At 67.7% G+C, this 14,058-nt stretch carries 13 protein-coding genes and 2 tRNA genes; 7 read left to right on the top strand and 8 right to left on the bottom strand.

The window, feature by feature from the left end:
- Positions 1-3 precede the first annotated feature (3 nt).
- From AC1RSI_RS11740 to AC1RSI_RS11725, 4 genes are all read right to left on the bottom strand, one after another.
- Positions 4-2,922, bottom strand: coding sequence for a TonB-dependent receptor (locus AC1RSI_RS11740; protein WP_198004279.1), 2,919 nt, complete (start codon positions 2,920-2,922; stop codon positions 4-6).
- 137 nt (positions 2,923-3,059) lie between these two features.
- Entirely contained in the window at positions 3,060-4,025 is a 966-nt protein-coding gene (locus tag AC1RSI_RS11735) for a FecR family protein (RefSeq protein WP_008263178.1), read from the bottom strand.
- The gene (locus AC1RSI_RS11730; RefSeq protein ID WP_050771639.1) at positions 4,022-4,507 is read right to left on the bottom strand and encodes an RNA polymerase sigma factor; all 486 of its coding nucleotides are present in this window, start codon (positions 4,505-4,507) and stop codon (positions 4,022-4,024) included. The genes AC1RSI_RS11735 and AC1RSI_RS11730 overlap by 4 nt, the downstream gene beginning before the upstream one ends.
- Positions 4,508-4,664: 157 nt before the next feature.
- Positions 4,665-4,738, bottom strand: a tRNA-Gln gene (locus AC1RSI_RS11725).
- A 199-nt stretch (positions 4,739-4,937) separates the two neighbouring features.
- On the opposite strand from AC1RSI_RS11725, the gene AC1RSI_RS11720 reads away from it, so the two are divergent.
- A tRNA-Pro gene (locus AC1RSI_RS11720) sits at positions 4,938-5,014 on the top strand.
- Between the two features lie 67 nt (positions 5,015-5,081).
- Here the strand turns inward: AC1RSI_RS11720 and ilvC are convergent.
- Complete coding sequence (gene ilvC / locus AC1RSI_RS11715) at positions 5,082-6,116, bottom strand: ketol-acid reductoisomerase (protein ID WP_154726984.1); 1,035 nt, start codon at positions 6,114-6,116, stop codon at positions 5,082-5,084.
- Here ilvC and AC1RSI_RS11710 point away from each other — a divergent pair.
- Together AC1RSI_RS11710 and AC1RSI_RS11705 are read left to right on the top strand one after the other, a co-directional pair.
- Positions 6,115-6,657 (top strand): DUF924 family protein, encoded by a 543-nt coding sequence (locus AC1RSI_RS11710; protein WP_008262047.1) that lies wholly within the window; start codon positions 6,115-6,117, stop codon positions 6,655-6,657. The two genes, ilvC and AC1RSI_RS11710, sit on opposite strands and share 2 nt — an antisense overlap.
- 756 nt (positions 6,658-7,413) lie before the next feature.
- Positions 7,414-7,707, top strand: coding sequence for a hypothetical protein (locus tag AC1RSI_RS11705; protein WP_008260443.1), 294 nt, complete (start codon positions 7,414-7,416; stop codon positions 7,705-7,707).
- Here AC1RSI_RS11705 and AC1RSI_RS11700 read toward each other — a convergent pair.
- The gene (locus AC1RSI_RS11700; RefSeq protein WP_230307744.1) at positions 7,691-8,491 is read right to left on the bottom strand and encodes a class I SAM-dependent methyltransferase; all 801 of its coding nucleotides are present in this window, start codon (positions 8,489-8,491) and stop codon (positions 7,691-7,693) included. The two genes, AC1RSI_RS11705 and AC1RSI_RS11700, sit on opposite strands and share 17 nt — an antisense overlap.
- A 165-nt stretch (positions 8,492-8,656) precedes the next feature.
- On the opposite strand from AC1RSI_RS11700, the gene hemB reads away from it, so the two are divergent.
- From hemB to AC1RSI_RS11680, 4 genes are read left to right on the top strand one after another with little or no spacing between them, the layout of a single operon-like run.
- Complete coding sequence (gene hemB, locus AC1RSI_RS11695; RefSeq protein WP_291752367.1) at positions 8,657-9,655, top strand: porphobilinogen synthase; 999 nt, start codon at positions 8,657-8,659, stop codon at positions 9,653-9,655.
- Positions 9,655-10,224 carry a GNAT family N-acetyltransferase gene (locus tag AC1RSI_RS11690; RefSeq protein WP_154727089.1) on the top strand — a complete coding sequence of 190 codons (570 nt, stop codon included), beginning with the start codon at positions 9,655-9,657 and terminating at the stop codon, positions 10,222-10,224. The genes hemB and AC1RSI_RS11690 overlap by 1 nt, the downstream gene beginning before the upstream one ends.
- A 39-nt stretch (positions 10,225-10,263) precedes the next feature.
- The gene (locus AC1RSI_RS11685) at positions 10,264-10,617 is read left to right on the top strand and encodes a hypothetical protein (protein WP_008259487.1); all 354 of its coding nucleotides are present in this window, start codon (positions 10,264-10,266) and stop codon (positions 10,615-10,617) included.
- A gap of 51 nt (positions 10,618-10,668) precedes the next feature.
- A complete protein-coding gene (locus AC1RSI_RS11680; RefSeq protein ID WP_447941490.1) occupies positions 10,669-12,006 on the top strand; it encodes a hypothetical protein in 1,338 nt (445 codons plus the stop codon).
- 4 nt (positions 12,007-12,010) lie between these two features.
- Here the strand turns inward: AC1RSI_RS11680 and AC1RSI_RS11675 are convergent, their stop codons facing one another.
- Together AC1RSI_RS11675 and pyrG are read right to left on the bottom strand one after the other, a co-directional pair.
- Entirely contained in the window at positions 12,011-12,172 is a 162-nt protein-coding gene (locus AC1RSI_RS11675; RefSeq protein ID WP_196066367.1) for a hypothetical protein, read from the bottom strand.
- A gap of 116 nt (positions 12,173-12,288) precedes the next feature.
- Entirely contained in the window at positions 12,289-13,941 is a 1,653-nt protein-coding gene (pyrG, locus tag AC1RSI_RS11670) for a CTP synthase (protein ID WP_008263745.1), read from the bottom strand.
- Positions 13,942-14,058 lie beyond the last annotated feature (117 nt).

Here is a 14,058-nt window from a genome sequence, read left to right as displayed (position 1 = left end):
GCCTCAGTAACGATAGGTCAGGGCGAGGCGAACGGTGCGGCCGGGCGCGGGCATGACGCCCAGAGCCAGCGGGTCGAGGTAGTATTCGTCCATCACATTGTCGATGTTGAGGTCCAGCGCCGTCTGGTCCGTCACCTTCAGGCTTGCGAAGGCGTCATAGACGGTCGTCTCAAGATACAGTTGCTGGATCGCCGACAGGCCGACGTTCCAGGCCTTGTCCAGCTTGCTGATCGGACCCGAGTTGTGGACCGCCCGACCGCCGAGGGTCAGGCGGTCGTCGAACAGGTGCGCGCCCAGAGTCAGGTTCAGATTGAAGCGCGGCGGGTTCTGGGTGTTGGTGTAGGCGCCGACGAAGCCGCCGTCGACGCAGTCGGGCGTGGCCATCAGTTCGGCGTTCTTGCGGCTGGCGCCATAGGCGCGGCGTTCGGCGGCGATGTCGGGCGCGCAGGTCTTGGCCTCGAAATAATAGTGGGCCGACAGGTCGCCGAAGACGACGCCGTTGTCGTAGTTCGACTGGAGTTCGACGCCCGACACCTTGAACGTGTCGATGTTGCGGATCAGGCCCGCCGAAATGCTCCGGTAGTCGCGGGTGATCAGATCGTCGATCACGGTGTTGAAATAGGCGACCTTGAAGGCGGTGCGGTCGCCGCCGGTGAGCAGGTCGCGGCGGATGGCGCTGGCGCCGACTTCCCATGTTCGGCCGCGCTCAGGCTTCATGCCCTCGGTCGGACGCGCGGCGCTGAACAGGCCCAGGGTGGTTTCGAACAGGCTGGGCAGCTTCACACCCTCGGCGTATTTCACATAGACGAGGGTGTCCTCGTCGAAGTGGTAGGTGACGCTGCCGGTCGGCATGAAGGCGTCGTCGGTGCGCCGGATGGGGTCGGACCAGGTCCAGGTGGCCGGGACCTTGAGATCTTCGGGCGCGTCGGCGTCGTAGAAGTTCCAGCCGACGATATCGGCCACCGTACCGTGTTCGTAGGGCGAGGCCAGCAGCGAGGCCTTGGTGAACTGGCCGCTGGCGTCGGGATACCAGTTCAGCAGGGCGATCCGTTTCGCCAGGTAGGCGGGGCGGCTCGGGTCGCCGTTCAGCAGTTCGGTATAGCGATACTGACCGATCACCTCGTAGGTGGCGGGCGTGGCCAGACGGTTGCGGTCCTTGACCTCGACACGGTTGAAGCGCCCGCCGGCCATCAGCTCCCAGTGTGTGTCGGGCTCCCACTTCACCGAGGCGACGGCGCTGTATTCCTGACGTTCGGCGTTGCGCAGGAAGCGGTTGTTCACCAGATCGTCGTGCATGATCGGCGAGTTCGGACCGGGAGCGATGTCCTCGTCGCTGAAGGACAGGCCGTAGTTCAAGGTGAACTTGCCCGCGCCGGTGAACAGGAGCGAGGTATTGGTGAGGTCGCCGCCGAACCGTTTCTGGGTCAGTTCGTTGCGATAGGCCTCCTTGTACCCCGGGTCGGTGTTGAAGGAGGGGCCGTCGTACCATTCGGTGCGGCGGTCATAATACCAGGGAGTGATGCCGGTCAGGCCGTTGTACATCAGGCTGTCGGCGTGGGTGTACCAGGCGTTGACCTTGAGATCGATCAGATCGCCCTGGGGCTTGTAGCGGTAACGCAGACTATAGGCGTCCATATCGACGGTCCCCAGGTCCCATTGCGGGACCTGGTCGCGATCTACCCGAATGATCTGCGAGGCCATGATCTCGCCCTGCTCGCCCTGATAGCGGCGATAGCCGGCCTCCAGCGTCTGGTGATCGGTGACGCGCCAGGTTCCCTTCAGCAGCAGGGATTCCGACTGGGACGAGGTGTTGAAAACCTCAGCGTTCGTGGGGTTCAGCGTCGCCAGGACCCGCCGTCCCTGGGGGAAGTCGTTGTAGTTCCGGTGGCCCGAGAAATAGTTGCCCGTGTCGCGCCAGGCGTAGGCGGCGACCAGGTCGAACCGATCCCAGCGTCCCGCGCCGGCGATGTTGAAGAATTGCCCGCCCGGACGGGTCAGGTCGCCCCGGTCGGTCCGCGACTTGTCGCTATAGGCCGGAAGGCTGCGGGCGCTGGCGTCGGACACGCCGGTGCGGACGCGCAGGCCCAGGTCGCGGCCTTCGCTCAGGACGTCGTCGACGTTCAGCGTCTCCATAACGACCACGCCGCCGATGCCGCCAGAGGCGTTGGCCTCCAGGCTGGGGCCCTTGTTGATGGTGATGCTGGAGATCAGATCGGGATCCAGATAGGTCCACTGCGACTGACCGGCGTAGCCGCGGTAGGCGTCCATGGTCGACTGGCCGCCGTCGATGATGATCGGCACCCGGCTCTGGCCCTGAATGCCGCGGATATTGACGTCCAGAGCGTTGGCGACGCGCGGGTCGCCGGCGGTCACGCCCGCCACGCCCTTGATGATGTCGGCGGTCGAGGCGCCGCGAAACCGTTCGATGGTGTCCTGCGCGATATAGGCGCTGGATCCGGTCGTGCGGTAGGGCGCTTCCACAGGATCGCCCGCCTCGCCGGCGCCGGTGGCGCTGAGCCCGCCTGCGCCGCCTTCGGTCGCGCCCTGCACCCTGATCGGACCCAGGGCGAGGGTTCCGTCGGCGATGGCGGGGGCGGCGGACAGGGTCGCCGTGCGGCCCGACAGACGATAGGTCACGCCGGTGCCGGACAGCAGACGCGACAGCCCCTCTGACGCGCCGTATCGCCCCCGCAGTCCGCGTGTCGAAACGCCGCGCGTCAGGCCGGCGTCGTAGGCCATTTCGATATCAGCCTGGCGGGCGAAGGCGGCCAGGGCCGGCGACAGGGGGCCGGCCGGTATGTCGAACTGCGTCGCTGCAGACTGCGCCTGGGCGGCCGGTGCGAGGATGATGGCCGGAACCACGGCGGCCGTGGCCATGAGGAAGAGACGCAGGGCCCCCAGTTCGTGTCTCGCCTTAGTCAATTTCGTCTCTCGTGGCGCGCTCCGCGCCGGTCCGGTTGGTTCGCAAGCCATGCGAATGAGAATGGTTCTCTTTAGATAGACGCACTAGGAGGCCGAACCGGGACTGTCCGAATTCAAAAAAAATCCTGGAGATCCGCTCAGCCGTGAATGATCACCGCGCCGCCGGGCAGGCGCGTGGCGCGAACACCCAGGGTCTGTTCCAATCGCGCGAGGGTGCGGGACGGCTGATCGATCCCGAAGGCGCCGCTGACGCGACGGTTTCGAACGGCGCGTCCAAACACCGTGATCGGCGTCGGCGAGTAGCGGGCGATCTCCTCGACCACCTCGGCCAGGGGGCGATCTTCGAACACCAGCCAGCCCTGGGTCCAGGCGTCGACGTCCGGCGACGACGGCGTCGGGGCGGACGGCGCCTGATCCGGACGGTAGGTCGAGGTCATGGTCTCGGGCGTCGTCACCGATCCCGAGCGGGTCGCAATTCGAACCCTGTGTTCGGTCACCGAGACCTGGGTCATGGCGGCGCGACGGCGAACGACGAACCGCGTGCCCAGGGCTGTGGCGGAGCCGCCGCCGGCCTCGACCGTGAAGGGCCGCTGGGCGTCGGGCGCGACCGTGAAGGCGGCTTCTCCGCGCAGCAGTCGAACCGTTCGGCGGTCAGGCGCATAGGCCACGTCGATGGCGCTGTCGGTGTTCACCTGCACGACCGAGCCGTCGTCCAGCCTCACCGTCCTTTGCTCCCCCGGCCGGGTGAGCACGTCGGCGTGCAGACGGGTCGGAACGTCCAGCATCATGCAGGCCAGAACCACGGCGGCCGCCAGCCCGGTTGCGATCGGTAGTCCTGACCGGCCGATGCGCGGAATCGCTGTGCGTCGCGAACGCCGTTCCGACCTCGCGCGCCATGCGGGCGCGGCGGGGCGAGCCGCCTGGCCCATGTCCCGCCAAAGGGACTGCGCACGTGCGAAGGCGCGGGCGTTCGCCGGCGTTTCCAGCCATGTCTTCAGCCGGTCCTCGCCGACGGCGTCCAGCAGGCCGCCGTCCTGCTCAGCCAGCCAGCGTGCGGCCTCCCGGTCTATGGGGGCGACGTGTCTGGGCGCTCGCGACATCATCCAGCCTCCCGTTCCGCCAGTCGCGTTTGGCAGTGGTGCAAGGCGTGGCGGACGTGTTTGGCTACGGCGTTCGGCGTGATGCCCAACCGTTCGGCGACCTCGGCCGGCGACAGCTCCTCGATACGCCGCAGCAGGAAGACCTCGCGGCAACGCGGCGGCAACTCGTCGATGGCTTCCGCCAGGAGGTCCAGCCTTTGCCGATGCATGATCCGGGCCTCGGTCGTGGGGGCGGCGTCGATCACGCCGGGATCCTCGATCTGGCCCTCGAAGAGGACCGCGCCACGCTTGCGGCGGCGCATCTGGTCCGAGGCCAGGTTGAGGGCCAATCGATAGAGATAGGCGCGCTTGTCCTGGATCGCCGCAGGGTCGGCGATCCGTTGCACACGCAGCCACAGGGTCTGGGCGATGTCCTCGGCCAAGCTGGAGTCGCCCAGAATACGTCGCGCCAGCCGCACCAGCGACGGACGTTCGATCATCAGCAATTGCGCGAAACTCTGCCCCGGCTGTGAGTCTGACTGTGCCATTGTCCAGCGCGATACACGCCCTGCGAATTGCTCGCAACAGCGTGAGGCGCGTGGGTCGAACTCGCCCTGCCAAGGTGACTCGGCGCCGAAAGGGCTTAAACCCTTATGGGGCGGATGGCTGGGGAACTAGGACTCGAACCTAGAATGACGGTACCAAAAACCGGAGTGTTACCATTACACCATTCCCCAGCAGGTCCGGCGACCGCAGCGCTCTCGCGCGGCGGAGGCGGTCAGATAGGCCAAACCGTTTTCGGATGCAACACCCTCTTTCAGGACTATTTTCGCCCCGTGCGAAGAAGGTCGAAATGGATGCTTGCGGGGTCCGAAACCCATGGCTATAAGCCGCGTCCTCACTTCGGGGCGACGCCGCCAGGCCAGCCCCCACGGTCGGAGTGTGGCTCAGCCTGGTAGAGCACTGCGTTCGGGACGCAGGGGTCGGAGGTTCGAATCCTCTCACTCCGACCATCTTCTCTTTTGACATCGACGGCAGGACGGCGGGTTTCAGACCCGCCTCCCCCCGCGCGGCCAGACGTCAGTCGTCGTTCGCCGCCGACTCGCGGGCCAGCCGCGCCACTTCGTTCAGATGCGCCCCCACCGCCTCGATCGGCCGCCGGCCCAGGGCGCTGCGCCGCGCCAGCAGGTCGGGCGAGCCGGCGTCGTAATCCGCCATCAGGGCGCGCACGAACCCCCCGCCCTGCACCTCGGCCAGCACCTGGTCCATCGCCGCGCGCGAGGCGGCGTTGATGATGCGCGGCCCGGTCAGATAGGCCCCGTACTCCGCCGTATTGGAAATCTTGGCGAAGGCGCCGGCTATGCCGCGTTCGTACATCAGGTCGGTGACCAGCTTGGCCTCGTAGAAACATTCGAACCAGGCCACCTCGGGCGGATAGCCGGCCTCGACCAGTTTCATGAAGGCCGAATCGATCAGTTCGGCGATCCCGCCGCACAGCACCACCTGTTCGCCGAACAGATCGCTCTCGCACTCGTCCCTCATCGTCGTCTCGAGGATGCCCTTGCGCCCGCACCCCAGGGCGGCCGCATAGGACAGGCCCAGGGCGTGGGCGCCGCCCGTGGCGTCCTGATGCACCCCGAACAGGCAGAAGACCCCCTCCCCGGCCTCGTACAGGTCGCGGATGCGCGGCCCGATCCCCTTGGGCGAGGCCAGGATCACGTCCAGGTCGGCGCGCGGCTCCACCAGGCCGAACCGCACCGACAGGCCGTGGGCGAAGACCAAGGCCGCCCCTGGCCGCACGTTCGGCGCCAGTTCGTCGCGCCACAGGTCGCGGTGCGCCTCGTCCGAGGTCATGACGGCGACCACATCCGCGCCCGCCGCCGCTTTGCCCGCGGTCATCACGGCGAATCCGTCGGCCTTGGCCCGTTCCCGCGTCTTCGACCCGGCCTTCAGGCCCACCACGATGTCGGTCACGCCCGAATCGCGCAGGTTCAGCGCATGGGTCCGCCCCTGGCTGCCGTAGCCGATCATGGCCACGCGCTTGCCGCGAATGATCGAAAGGTCGCAGTCGCGGTCATGGAAGACGGGCAACGGATTGGCTAAGATCTGTGTCATGACCGCCTTCATAGCCCCATCCGACGTCGTCGCCTTCTGGAAAGCGGCCGGTCCCGACAAGTGGTTCGCCAAGGACGAGGCTTTCGACGCCGCGTTTCGCACGCGGGGCCATGATCTGCACCTGTCCGCCGCCCGGCGCGAGCGCGACGACTGGATCGAGACGGCGGAGACCGCCCTCGCCCTGCTGATCCTGCTCGATCAGTATCCGAGGAACAGTTTCCGCGGCACGGCGCACCAGTTCGCCACCGATCCTCTGGCCCTGATGTTCGCGAACCAGGCCGTGGCGCGCGGCCACCATCTCCGGGTCGCGCCGGAACTGAAGAACTTCCTCCTCCTCCCCTTCGAACATTCCGAACGGCTTGAGGATCAGGACCGCTACATGGCCCTGGTCGCCGGCGACGCCGAGCTCGAGAAATGGGGCCGCCTCCACCGCGACATCATCGTCCGCTTCGGCCGCTTCCCCCACCGCAACCCCGCCCTGGGCCGCGCCACCACGCCCGAGGAACAGGCCTTCCTCGACGACGGCGGCTTCGGCGGCTGACGTCTCACCTCCCCACGCGCCTTCGCGCGCGGAGAGGTGACGCCGCCCTCCCTCTTTCGTCATTCCGGGCGAAGCGCAGCGGAGACCCGGAACCCAGCGGCGCCAAAGGCGAAATCCATCCGCCGCACAATGCCGGACGACCTAATCCGCGACAGGTTCGCGCTCTCGCGCGCCGCTGGGTTCCGGGTCTGCGGGCCAAGCGGCCCTCCGCCCGGAATGACGAAAGTGATGATCGACAACCTAGGCCAACTGTCACAATGACGCTGGTCTGAATCGAACGATTTCAACGCCCTAAAAGATTCTCACCCCAACTTCCCCGCCATACCCGCCGGCGCCCGTATCATCCTCTCATCCCCGCCGATGGGGAGGGCGTCGGATCCAGCGCCCTGACGGCGGCGGGGCTGTGGTCGAGCGATGAAGCCGGCGGGAAGGAGACCGCCGGGGTCCTTAGGGGCGGCGATGGATGCCGTCTCCTGCTCGCCGCACGCTTAGGAAAGCGGACCGCTGTCGATCCTTGTCGGCATGTCCGCCCCGGCGAAACCGTCGCAAGGCGGCCCGCCGATCCGGCAAGGCTCGAAGAATAGGGCCGCCAGCCGGAGCGCGTGTGGAAAACGGCCTCTCGGGACGACGCCTGCGCCGAAACGGTAAAAACATATCCACTCCGGGCGCAGTCCCGGCGTCCCGAGCCCTCCCCGAACTTCGCTGGTCCGCCGCGAAGACAGAGCCAATTCACCCGAGCCCCGGAAGGAGCCTCCGATGCGCCCTCGCCGTCCGTCCAGCGCCCGCCATGACGACGCCTTCGTCTATACGCTTCAGCGACATCGGCTGGAGCTGATCGCCTCGGGCGAGGCCGAACCCCTGACGGAGCGCGAACGCCTGTTCCTGCGGCAGGTCAAGGCCCGTCGCCGTCCGGCCTATGCCGACTATATCGTCCCCGGCCCGCTTCTCCGGGCCGAGACCGGCGCCCTCAGACGGGCGCGGGAGGCGCGGGAGGCGAGCGCCCGCTCGACCGACGCTCCCGAACCTGAAGACCTCAGCCCGGCTTTCTGAAGCGATAGACGAATTGATCGGTCTTGCCGCGAATGGCGGCGTCGAAGACGTTCAGGCTGTGGTCGTCGGCCGGATTGGCCACGGCCGCGCTCTCGCCCTCAAAGACGAAGCCCGCCGCCTCGACCTCGCGCTTCAGATAATCGCCCTCGATCCGGTGCAGGGTCTGGACCGCCGAAATGCCGGTCCCCGCCGCCGCCTGGTGGTCGATCAGGATATAGCGCCCCCCGGGCTTCAGGGCCGCGAACACGGCCGCGTTCATCCGGGCCACATCGGTGTTGAAACCGGGGATATGGAAGTCGTGATATTCCTGGCTCATGAAGACCATGTCCAACGGCTGGTCATAGGTCATGGCGTCCAGCAGGCCGTTGACCCGCGTCACATTGGGATAGGCGGCGACCAGGGCGTCGGCCATCGGGTTCTCCCGCGCCATGGTCCGCTCGGGCACGAAGGCGTAGACCCGCCCCGTCGGCCCGACCACGTCCGAGAACAGCCGGGTGAAATAGCCGGCGCCGGGGCGCACATCGGCCACCTTGTCGCCCGGCGCCAGCTGGGCGAAGGCCAGGATCTCGGCCGGATGACGCAGGGGATCGCGCGCCACTTCTTCGGCCGGGCGTTTCGGATCAGCCACCGCGTCCGTATAAAGCGAGACATAGGCCGGGGCGGCCAGAGGCGCGCTGTCCACGACCACCGTCCGCTCGCCGCCCTCCGACGCGATGATGATGCAGCCGGACAGCCCCGCCGCCAGGGCCAGAACCGCCGCGCCCGCCGCCAACCGCTTCATCATCGCCGTCTCCCTGATTTCGTCGCGCCTGATTTCGTTGCGATAGGCTCGCATTTCGTCGCTCCGCGCAAGCCGGTATCACGCGCGAAACGATCTGACGCATCACGCGATTTGCGCCTCCGCCCCGGCGGCGCTAGTCCGTCGCCAGGTTTTCAAGGTCATCCGTCCATGCTTCCCTACCAACCCGCCCCCTTCCCGCTCGCCCGTCCCCGGCGTCTGCGCGCCAGCCCCTGGGTGCGTCGTCTGGTCGCCGAGACCGTCCTGACCCCCGCCGACCTGATCTGGCCCCTTATCGTCCACGACGGCGCCGAGGACCGCGTCCCCGTCGCCTCCATGCCCGGCGTCTTCCGCCTGTCGCCCAAGGCGGCCGCCGCAGCGGCGGTTGAGGCGCGCGACCTGGGCATTCCGATGCTGGCCCTCTTCCCGAACGTGGACGGCGCCATCAAGGACGCGGTCGGCACGGGGGCGACCGATCCCGACGGCCTGATCCCCGACTGCATCAAGGCCATAAAGGACGCCGCGCCGGAGATCGGCGTCATGACCGACGTCGCGCTGGACTGCTACACCGACCACGGCCACGACGGGGTGCTGGAAGGCGACCGGATCGTCAACGACGCCTCGCTGGATCGGCTGGCCGAACAGGCCTTCATCCACGCCCACGCCGGCGCCGACGTGGTCGCTCCGTCGGACATGATGGACGGCCGTATCCAGGCGGTGCGCGAGGCGCTGGAGGCCAACGGCTTCCACGACACCCTGATCCTGTCCTATGCGGCCAAGTTCGCCTCGGCCTTCTACGGCCCCTATCGCGACGCCGTCGGCTCCTCGACCGCGCTGAAGGGCGACAAGAAGACCTATCAGATGGACTACGCCAACTCGGACGAGGCCCTGAAGGAGGTCGCCATGGACCTGTCGGAAGGCGCCGACGCGGTCATGGTCAAGCCGGGCATGCCCTATCTCGACATCGTCCGCCGCGTGTCCGAGACCTTCCGCGTCCCGACCTTCGCCTATCAGGTGTCGGGCGAGTACGCGATGATGCAGGCCTCCATCGCCAACGGCTGGCTGGATCACGACCGCGCCGTGCTGGAGACCCTGCACGGGTTCAAGCGCGCCGGTTGCGCGGGCGTCCTGACCTATTTCGCGCCCCAGGCCGCGCGGCTGCTGGGCTGATGAGCGCCGCCGTCCAGATCCGCGCGGCGACCCCGGCCGACATGGCGGCCATCACCGCCATCTATGCCGAAAGCGTCGCCAACGGACGCGGCACCTTCGAACTGGAGCCGCCCGACGAGATCGAGATGACGGCCCGCTTCGCCGCCGTCCAGGCCCTGGGCCTGCCCCGGCTGGTCGCCGAGATCGACGGCGCCGTGGTCGGCTACGCCTACGCCGGCCCGTTCCGCACCCGCCAGGCCTATCGCTACATGGTCGAGGACTCGATCTATGTCGCCCCCGAAGCCCGCGGCCGCGGCGTCGCCGGCGCCCTGCTGGACGCCTTGATCGTCGCTTGCGAAGCCCTGGGCCTGCGCCAGATGGTCGCCGTGATCGGCGATTCCGACAACGCCGGCTCCATCGCCCTGCACCGCGCACGCGGCTTCGCCGACGCCGGGGTCTTCAAGGCGGCCGGCTGGAAACATGACGACTGGCGCGACGTCGTCTTCATGCAGCGCGAACTGGGCGCCGGCGGGCAGACGCCGCCGGACGCCCCGGGCCTGCCGCTGGTCGACAAGAAGCCGGCGCGATGATCCATTGCCGCGCTCCGCGCCCGCCCCTATCCTGACGCGGTGAAGATCGTCTCGTCCCTTCTGCTGCTGATCGGCGCCCTGGCGGTGCTGACCCTGGGCGCCCTCGGCGTCTCGGCAGGACCGGCCATGGCCGAGGCGCCCTGCCACGAAACGAGCGCCGAGGCCCGCCCCGACGCCCGTCACGCCGCGCCGGACCAGACGCCCGCTCACCAGAACAAGGCGATGAAGGCCATGGCCTGCTGCGCCGCTTGCGTCACGGCGCCGGCGCTGGAGCCCGTTTCCCGTCCCGGCCCGACCGTCGCCCCGGCCCGCCTCACCGCCCCCCTGTTCGATGTCCCGGCCGGACTTTTGCTCTCGCCCGAACCCGGCCCGCCCCGCCTCCTGATCGCCTGAGCCCTGCGCCGTTCGCGGCGCCTTCAGTCACGATCATTCCAGGAGGCCATCATGGCTCCCCATACCCTCGTCGGCGCCCTCGCCGGCGTCTCCCTGCTCGCCCTCGCTCAGGTGGCGACGGCGCAGGACCATTCCCACCACTCGGCCGCACCGGCCGCCGATCCTCACGCCGGCCACGACATGGCCGACATGCCGGCCGCCTCACACGCCCCGGCACACGCCATGACCAGCCCCTACGGCCCCTGGCCCATGAGCCGGGACGCCTCGGGCACCAGCTGGCAGCCCGACTCCGGCGAACACGCCGGGATCCACACCGTCCGAGGCGACTGGACGGTGATGACCCACGCCCTGCTGAACCTGACCTATGACACCCAGTCCGGGCCCCGCGGCGGCGACAAGACCTTCGTCTCGGGCATGCTGATGAGCACGGCTCGCCGCGACTTCGACGACGGTTCAACCCTGAACCTGCGCGCCATGCTCAGCCCCGACCCCCTGATGGGCAAGTCCGGCTACCCCCTGCTGCTGGCGGCCGGCGAGACGGCGAACGGCGTCGATCCCCTGGTCGATCGCCAGCATCCGCACGACTTCTTCATGGAGCTGTCGGCCAGCTATTCGAAACGCCTGTCGGACAAGGACAGCCTCTACGGCTACATCGGCCTGCCCGGCGAGCCGGCCTTCGGCCCGCCCGCCTTCATGCACCGGATGAGCGCGATGGACAGTCCAGAGGCGCCCATCACCCACCACTGGCTGGATTCGACCCATATCGTCTTCGGCGTCACCACCCTGGGCTGGGCCCACGACCGGTTCAAGATCGAGACCTCGGCCTTCAAGGGGCGTGAACCCGACGAGGAACGCTGGGGCATCGATAAGCCCAAACTGGACAGCTGGTCGGTGCGGGGCTCGTGGAACCCGACGGCCGACTGGTCCTTCCAGGCCTCCTACGCCGACGTCTCGGCCCCGGAACAGCTGGAGCCCGACGAGGACGAGACCAAATGGTCGGCCAGCGCGATCCATACCCGCCGCCTGGGCGAGACCGGCTGGTGGTCCTCGACCCTGGCCTGGGGGCGCAAGACCAACAGTCACGACGAATCCAAGGACGGCTGGCTGCTGGAATCCGCCGTCCATCCGAACGACCGCTGGACCGTCTTCGCCCGCGCCGAGTGGATCGAGACGGACGAACTGGTCCCCGGCGACCATGGCGGCCACGGCCCGCTCTACACCGTCGGCAAGGCCTCGCTGGGCGCCGTCCGCGACTGGCGGATCGCCCCCCGCGTCCGCTTGGGCCTCGGCGCCCTCTATGCAGTGAACCGCGTGCCGGACGCGCTGGAGCCTATCTACGGCGGCGATCCGGACGGCGGAATGATCTTCATGCGCCTGAAGATCGACTGACGGCTCAGGCCCGTCCGGTTTCGGCCGGGCGGGCCGGCGACGGCGTACCCATGTGCCGCACGGCCTCGTAGCCGAGCGCGACTGCAGACACGGCGATCACGAGCCCCCCTGCGATCAGCAGCAGGCGAAAATGCCGGTGCAGATGATAGAGCAACTCGCCGATCATCGATCGTTCGTGTCCCGTCAGGTCGTGCCAATTCGATCCGTTCAGGACAGTTTACTGCAAAAGGCGGACCCATAGTAATCGCAGGTCCGTGAACACGGTTTGATCCCAGGCCTTGATCAGACCAGACGGCTCTGAACCACGGCGGCGCCGATGAAGCTGGCGAACAGCGGGTGCGGCGCGAACGGTCGGCTCTTCAGTTCGGGGTGATACTGGACGCCGATGAACCAGGGATGGTCCGGCCGCTCCACCGTCTCGGGCAGAACCCCGTCCGGCGACAGTCCGGCGAAGACCAGGCCGGCCTTCTGCTCGATCGCCTCTCGATAGTTGATATTGACCTCGTAACGGTGGCGGTGCCGCTCGCTGATGGCGGTGGAACCGTAGATCTCGGCGATCTTGGAGCCTTCGGCCAGGGTCGAATCATAGGCGCCCAGCCGCATGGTGCCGCCCAGGTCGCCGCCCTGCTGGCGCAGGACGCGCTGATTGCCTTGCGTCCATTCGGTCATCAGGCCCACGACCGGCTCGGCGGTCGGACCGAACTCCGTGGACGAGGCCTTGGGATAGCCGGCTAGGTTCCGCGCCGCCTCGATCACCGCCATCTGCATGCCGAAACAGATGCCGAAATAGGGAATGTTTCGCTCGCGGGCGAACCGCGCCGCCTCGATCTTGCCTTCCGAGCCCCGCTCGCCGAAGCCGCCCGGCACCAGAACGGCGTGGGCGCCCTGCAGCCGCTCCTCGCAGGCCTCCGGGTCGCCCTCGAAGGTGTCGGCCTCGACCCAGTCGATATTGACCTTGACGTTATTGGCGACCCCGCCGTGGTGCAGGGCCTCGATCAGGGACTTATAGGCGTCCTTCAGAACCGTGTACTTGCCGACCACCGCGATGGTGACCTCGCCGTCCGGGTGCAGACGGCGGCGCGCGATCTCCTGCCAGCGCGTCAGGTCGGGTTCCGGCGCATCCTCTATGCCGAAATGGGCCAGGACTTCGCGGTCCAGGCCTTCGCGATGGTAGTCCAGCGGGACGGCGTAGATGTCGGCCGAGTCCATCGCCTGGATCACGCCGCTTTCGCGCACATTGCAGAACAGGCCGATCTTGCGCTTTTCCTCGGGCGGGATCGGGAATTCACAGCGGCACAGCAGGATGTCCGGCTGGATGCCGATGGAGCGCAGTTCCTTGACCGAGTGCTGGGTCGGCTTGGTCTTCATCTCGCCGGCCGTCTTGATGAAAGGCAGCAGGGTCAGATGGACGAAGCAGGACCGACCGCGCGGCAGATCCTGGCCCAGCTGGCGGATGGCCTCGAAGAAGGGCAGCCCCTCGATGTCGCCGACCGTGCCGCCGATCTCGACCAGGACGAAGTCCACATCCTCGCCGTCGTCAGTCAGGGCCGGGGTCAGGCAGAAGGACTTGATCTGGTCCGTGACGTGCGGAATCACCTGGACGGTCGCGCCCAGATAGTCGCCGCGACGCTCCTTCTCCAGGATGGTCGAATAGATCCGGCCGGTGGTGATATTGTCGGACTTGGCCGCCGACACCCCGGTGAACCGCTCGTAGTGACCCAGGTCCAGGTCGGTCTCGGCGCCGTCGTCGGTCACGAAGACCTCGCCGTGCTGGTACGGGCTCATCGTGCCCGGATCGACGTTCAGATAGGGATCGAGCTTGCGAAGCCGGACCTTGTAGCCGCGCGCTTGCAAAAGAGCGCCGAGAGCGGCGGAGGCGAGGCCTTTTCCTAGCGAGGAAACCACGCCGCCGGTGATGAACACATAGCGAGCCATGGGCGGACACCTTACTCCATGATTCGCGAACGACGCATGGGCCGCCGCGAATCGAACTGTTGATCAAAAGAAGAAAGCGCGCCCTGCGGCGCGCTTTCGGGAAGTCGGGTCGGTCGC

The organism is Brevundimonas sp. GW821-FHT10E09 (assembly GCF_058809375.1).
This window is presented reverse-complemented; position numbering and strand designations above follow the sequence as displayed.

Bases quoted from the DNA above. Each gene is read 5' to 3' on its own strand.
- AC1RSI_RS11705 (WP_008260443.1), top strand. From the start codon at position 7,414: ATGCGCCCTCGCCGTCCGTCCAGCGCCCGCCATGACGACGCCTTCGTC.
- AC1RSI_RS11700 (WP_230307744.1), bottom strand. From the start codon at position 8,491: ATGATGAAGCGGTTGGCGGCGGGCGCGGCGGTTCTGGCCCTGGCGGCG.
- AC1RSI_RS11690 (WP_154727089.1), top strand. From the start codon at position 9,655: ATGAGCGCCGCCGTCCAGATCCGCGCGGCGACCCCGGCCGACATGGCG.
- hemB (WP_291752367.1), top strand. From the start codon at position 8,657: ATGCTTCCCTACCAACCCGCCCCCTTCCCGCTCGCCCGTCCCCGGCGT.
- AC1RSI_RS11680 (WP_447941490.1), top strand. From the start codon at position 10,669: ATGGCTCCCCATACCCTCGTCGGCGCCCTCGCCGGCGTCTCCCTGCTC.
- AC1RSI_RS11710 (WP_008262047.1), top strand. From the start codon at position 6,115: ATGACCGCCTTCATAGCCCCATCCGACGTCGTCGCCTTCTGGAAAGCG.
- ilvC (WP_154726984.1), bottom strand. From the start codon at position 6,116: ATGACACAGATCTTAGCCAATCCGTTGCCCGTCTTCCATGACCGCGAC.
- AC1RSI_RS11675 (WP_196066367.1), bottom strand. From the start codon at position 12,172: ATGATCGGCGAGTTGCTCTATCATCTGCACCGGCATTTTCGCCTGCTG.
- AC1RSI_RS11735 (WP_008263178.1), bottom strand. From the start codon at position 4,025: ATGATGTCGCGAGCGCCCAGACACGTCGCCCCCATAGACCGGGAGGCC.
- pyrG (WP_008263745.1), bottom strand. From the start codon at position 13,941: ATGGCTCGCTATGTGTTCATCACCGGCGGCGTGGTTTCCTCGCTAGGA.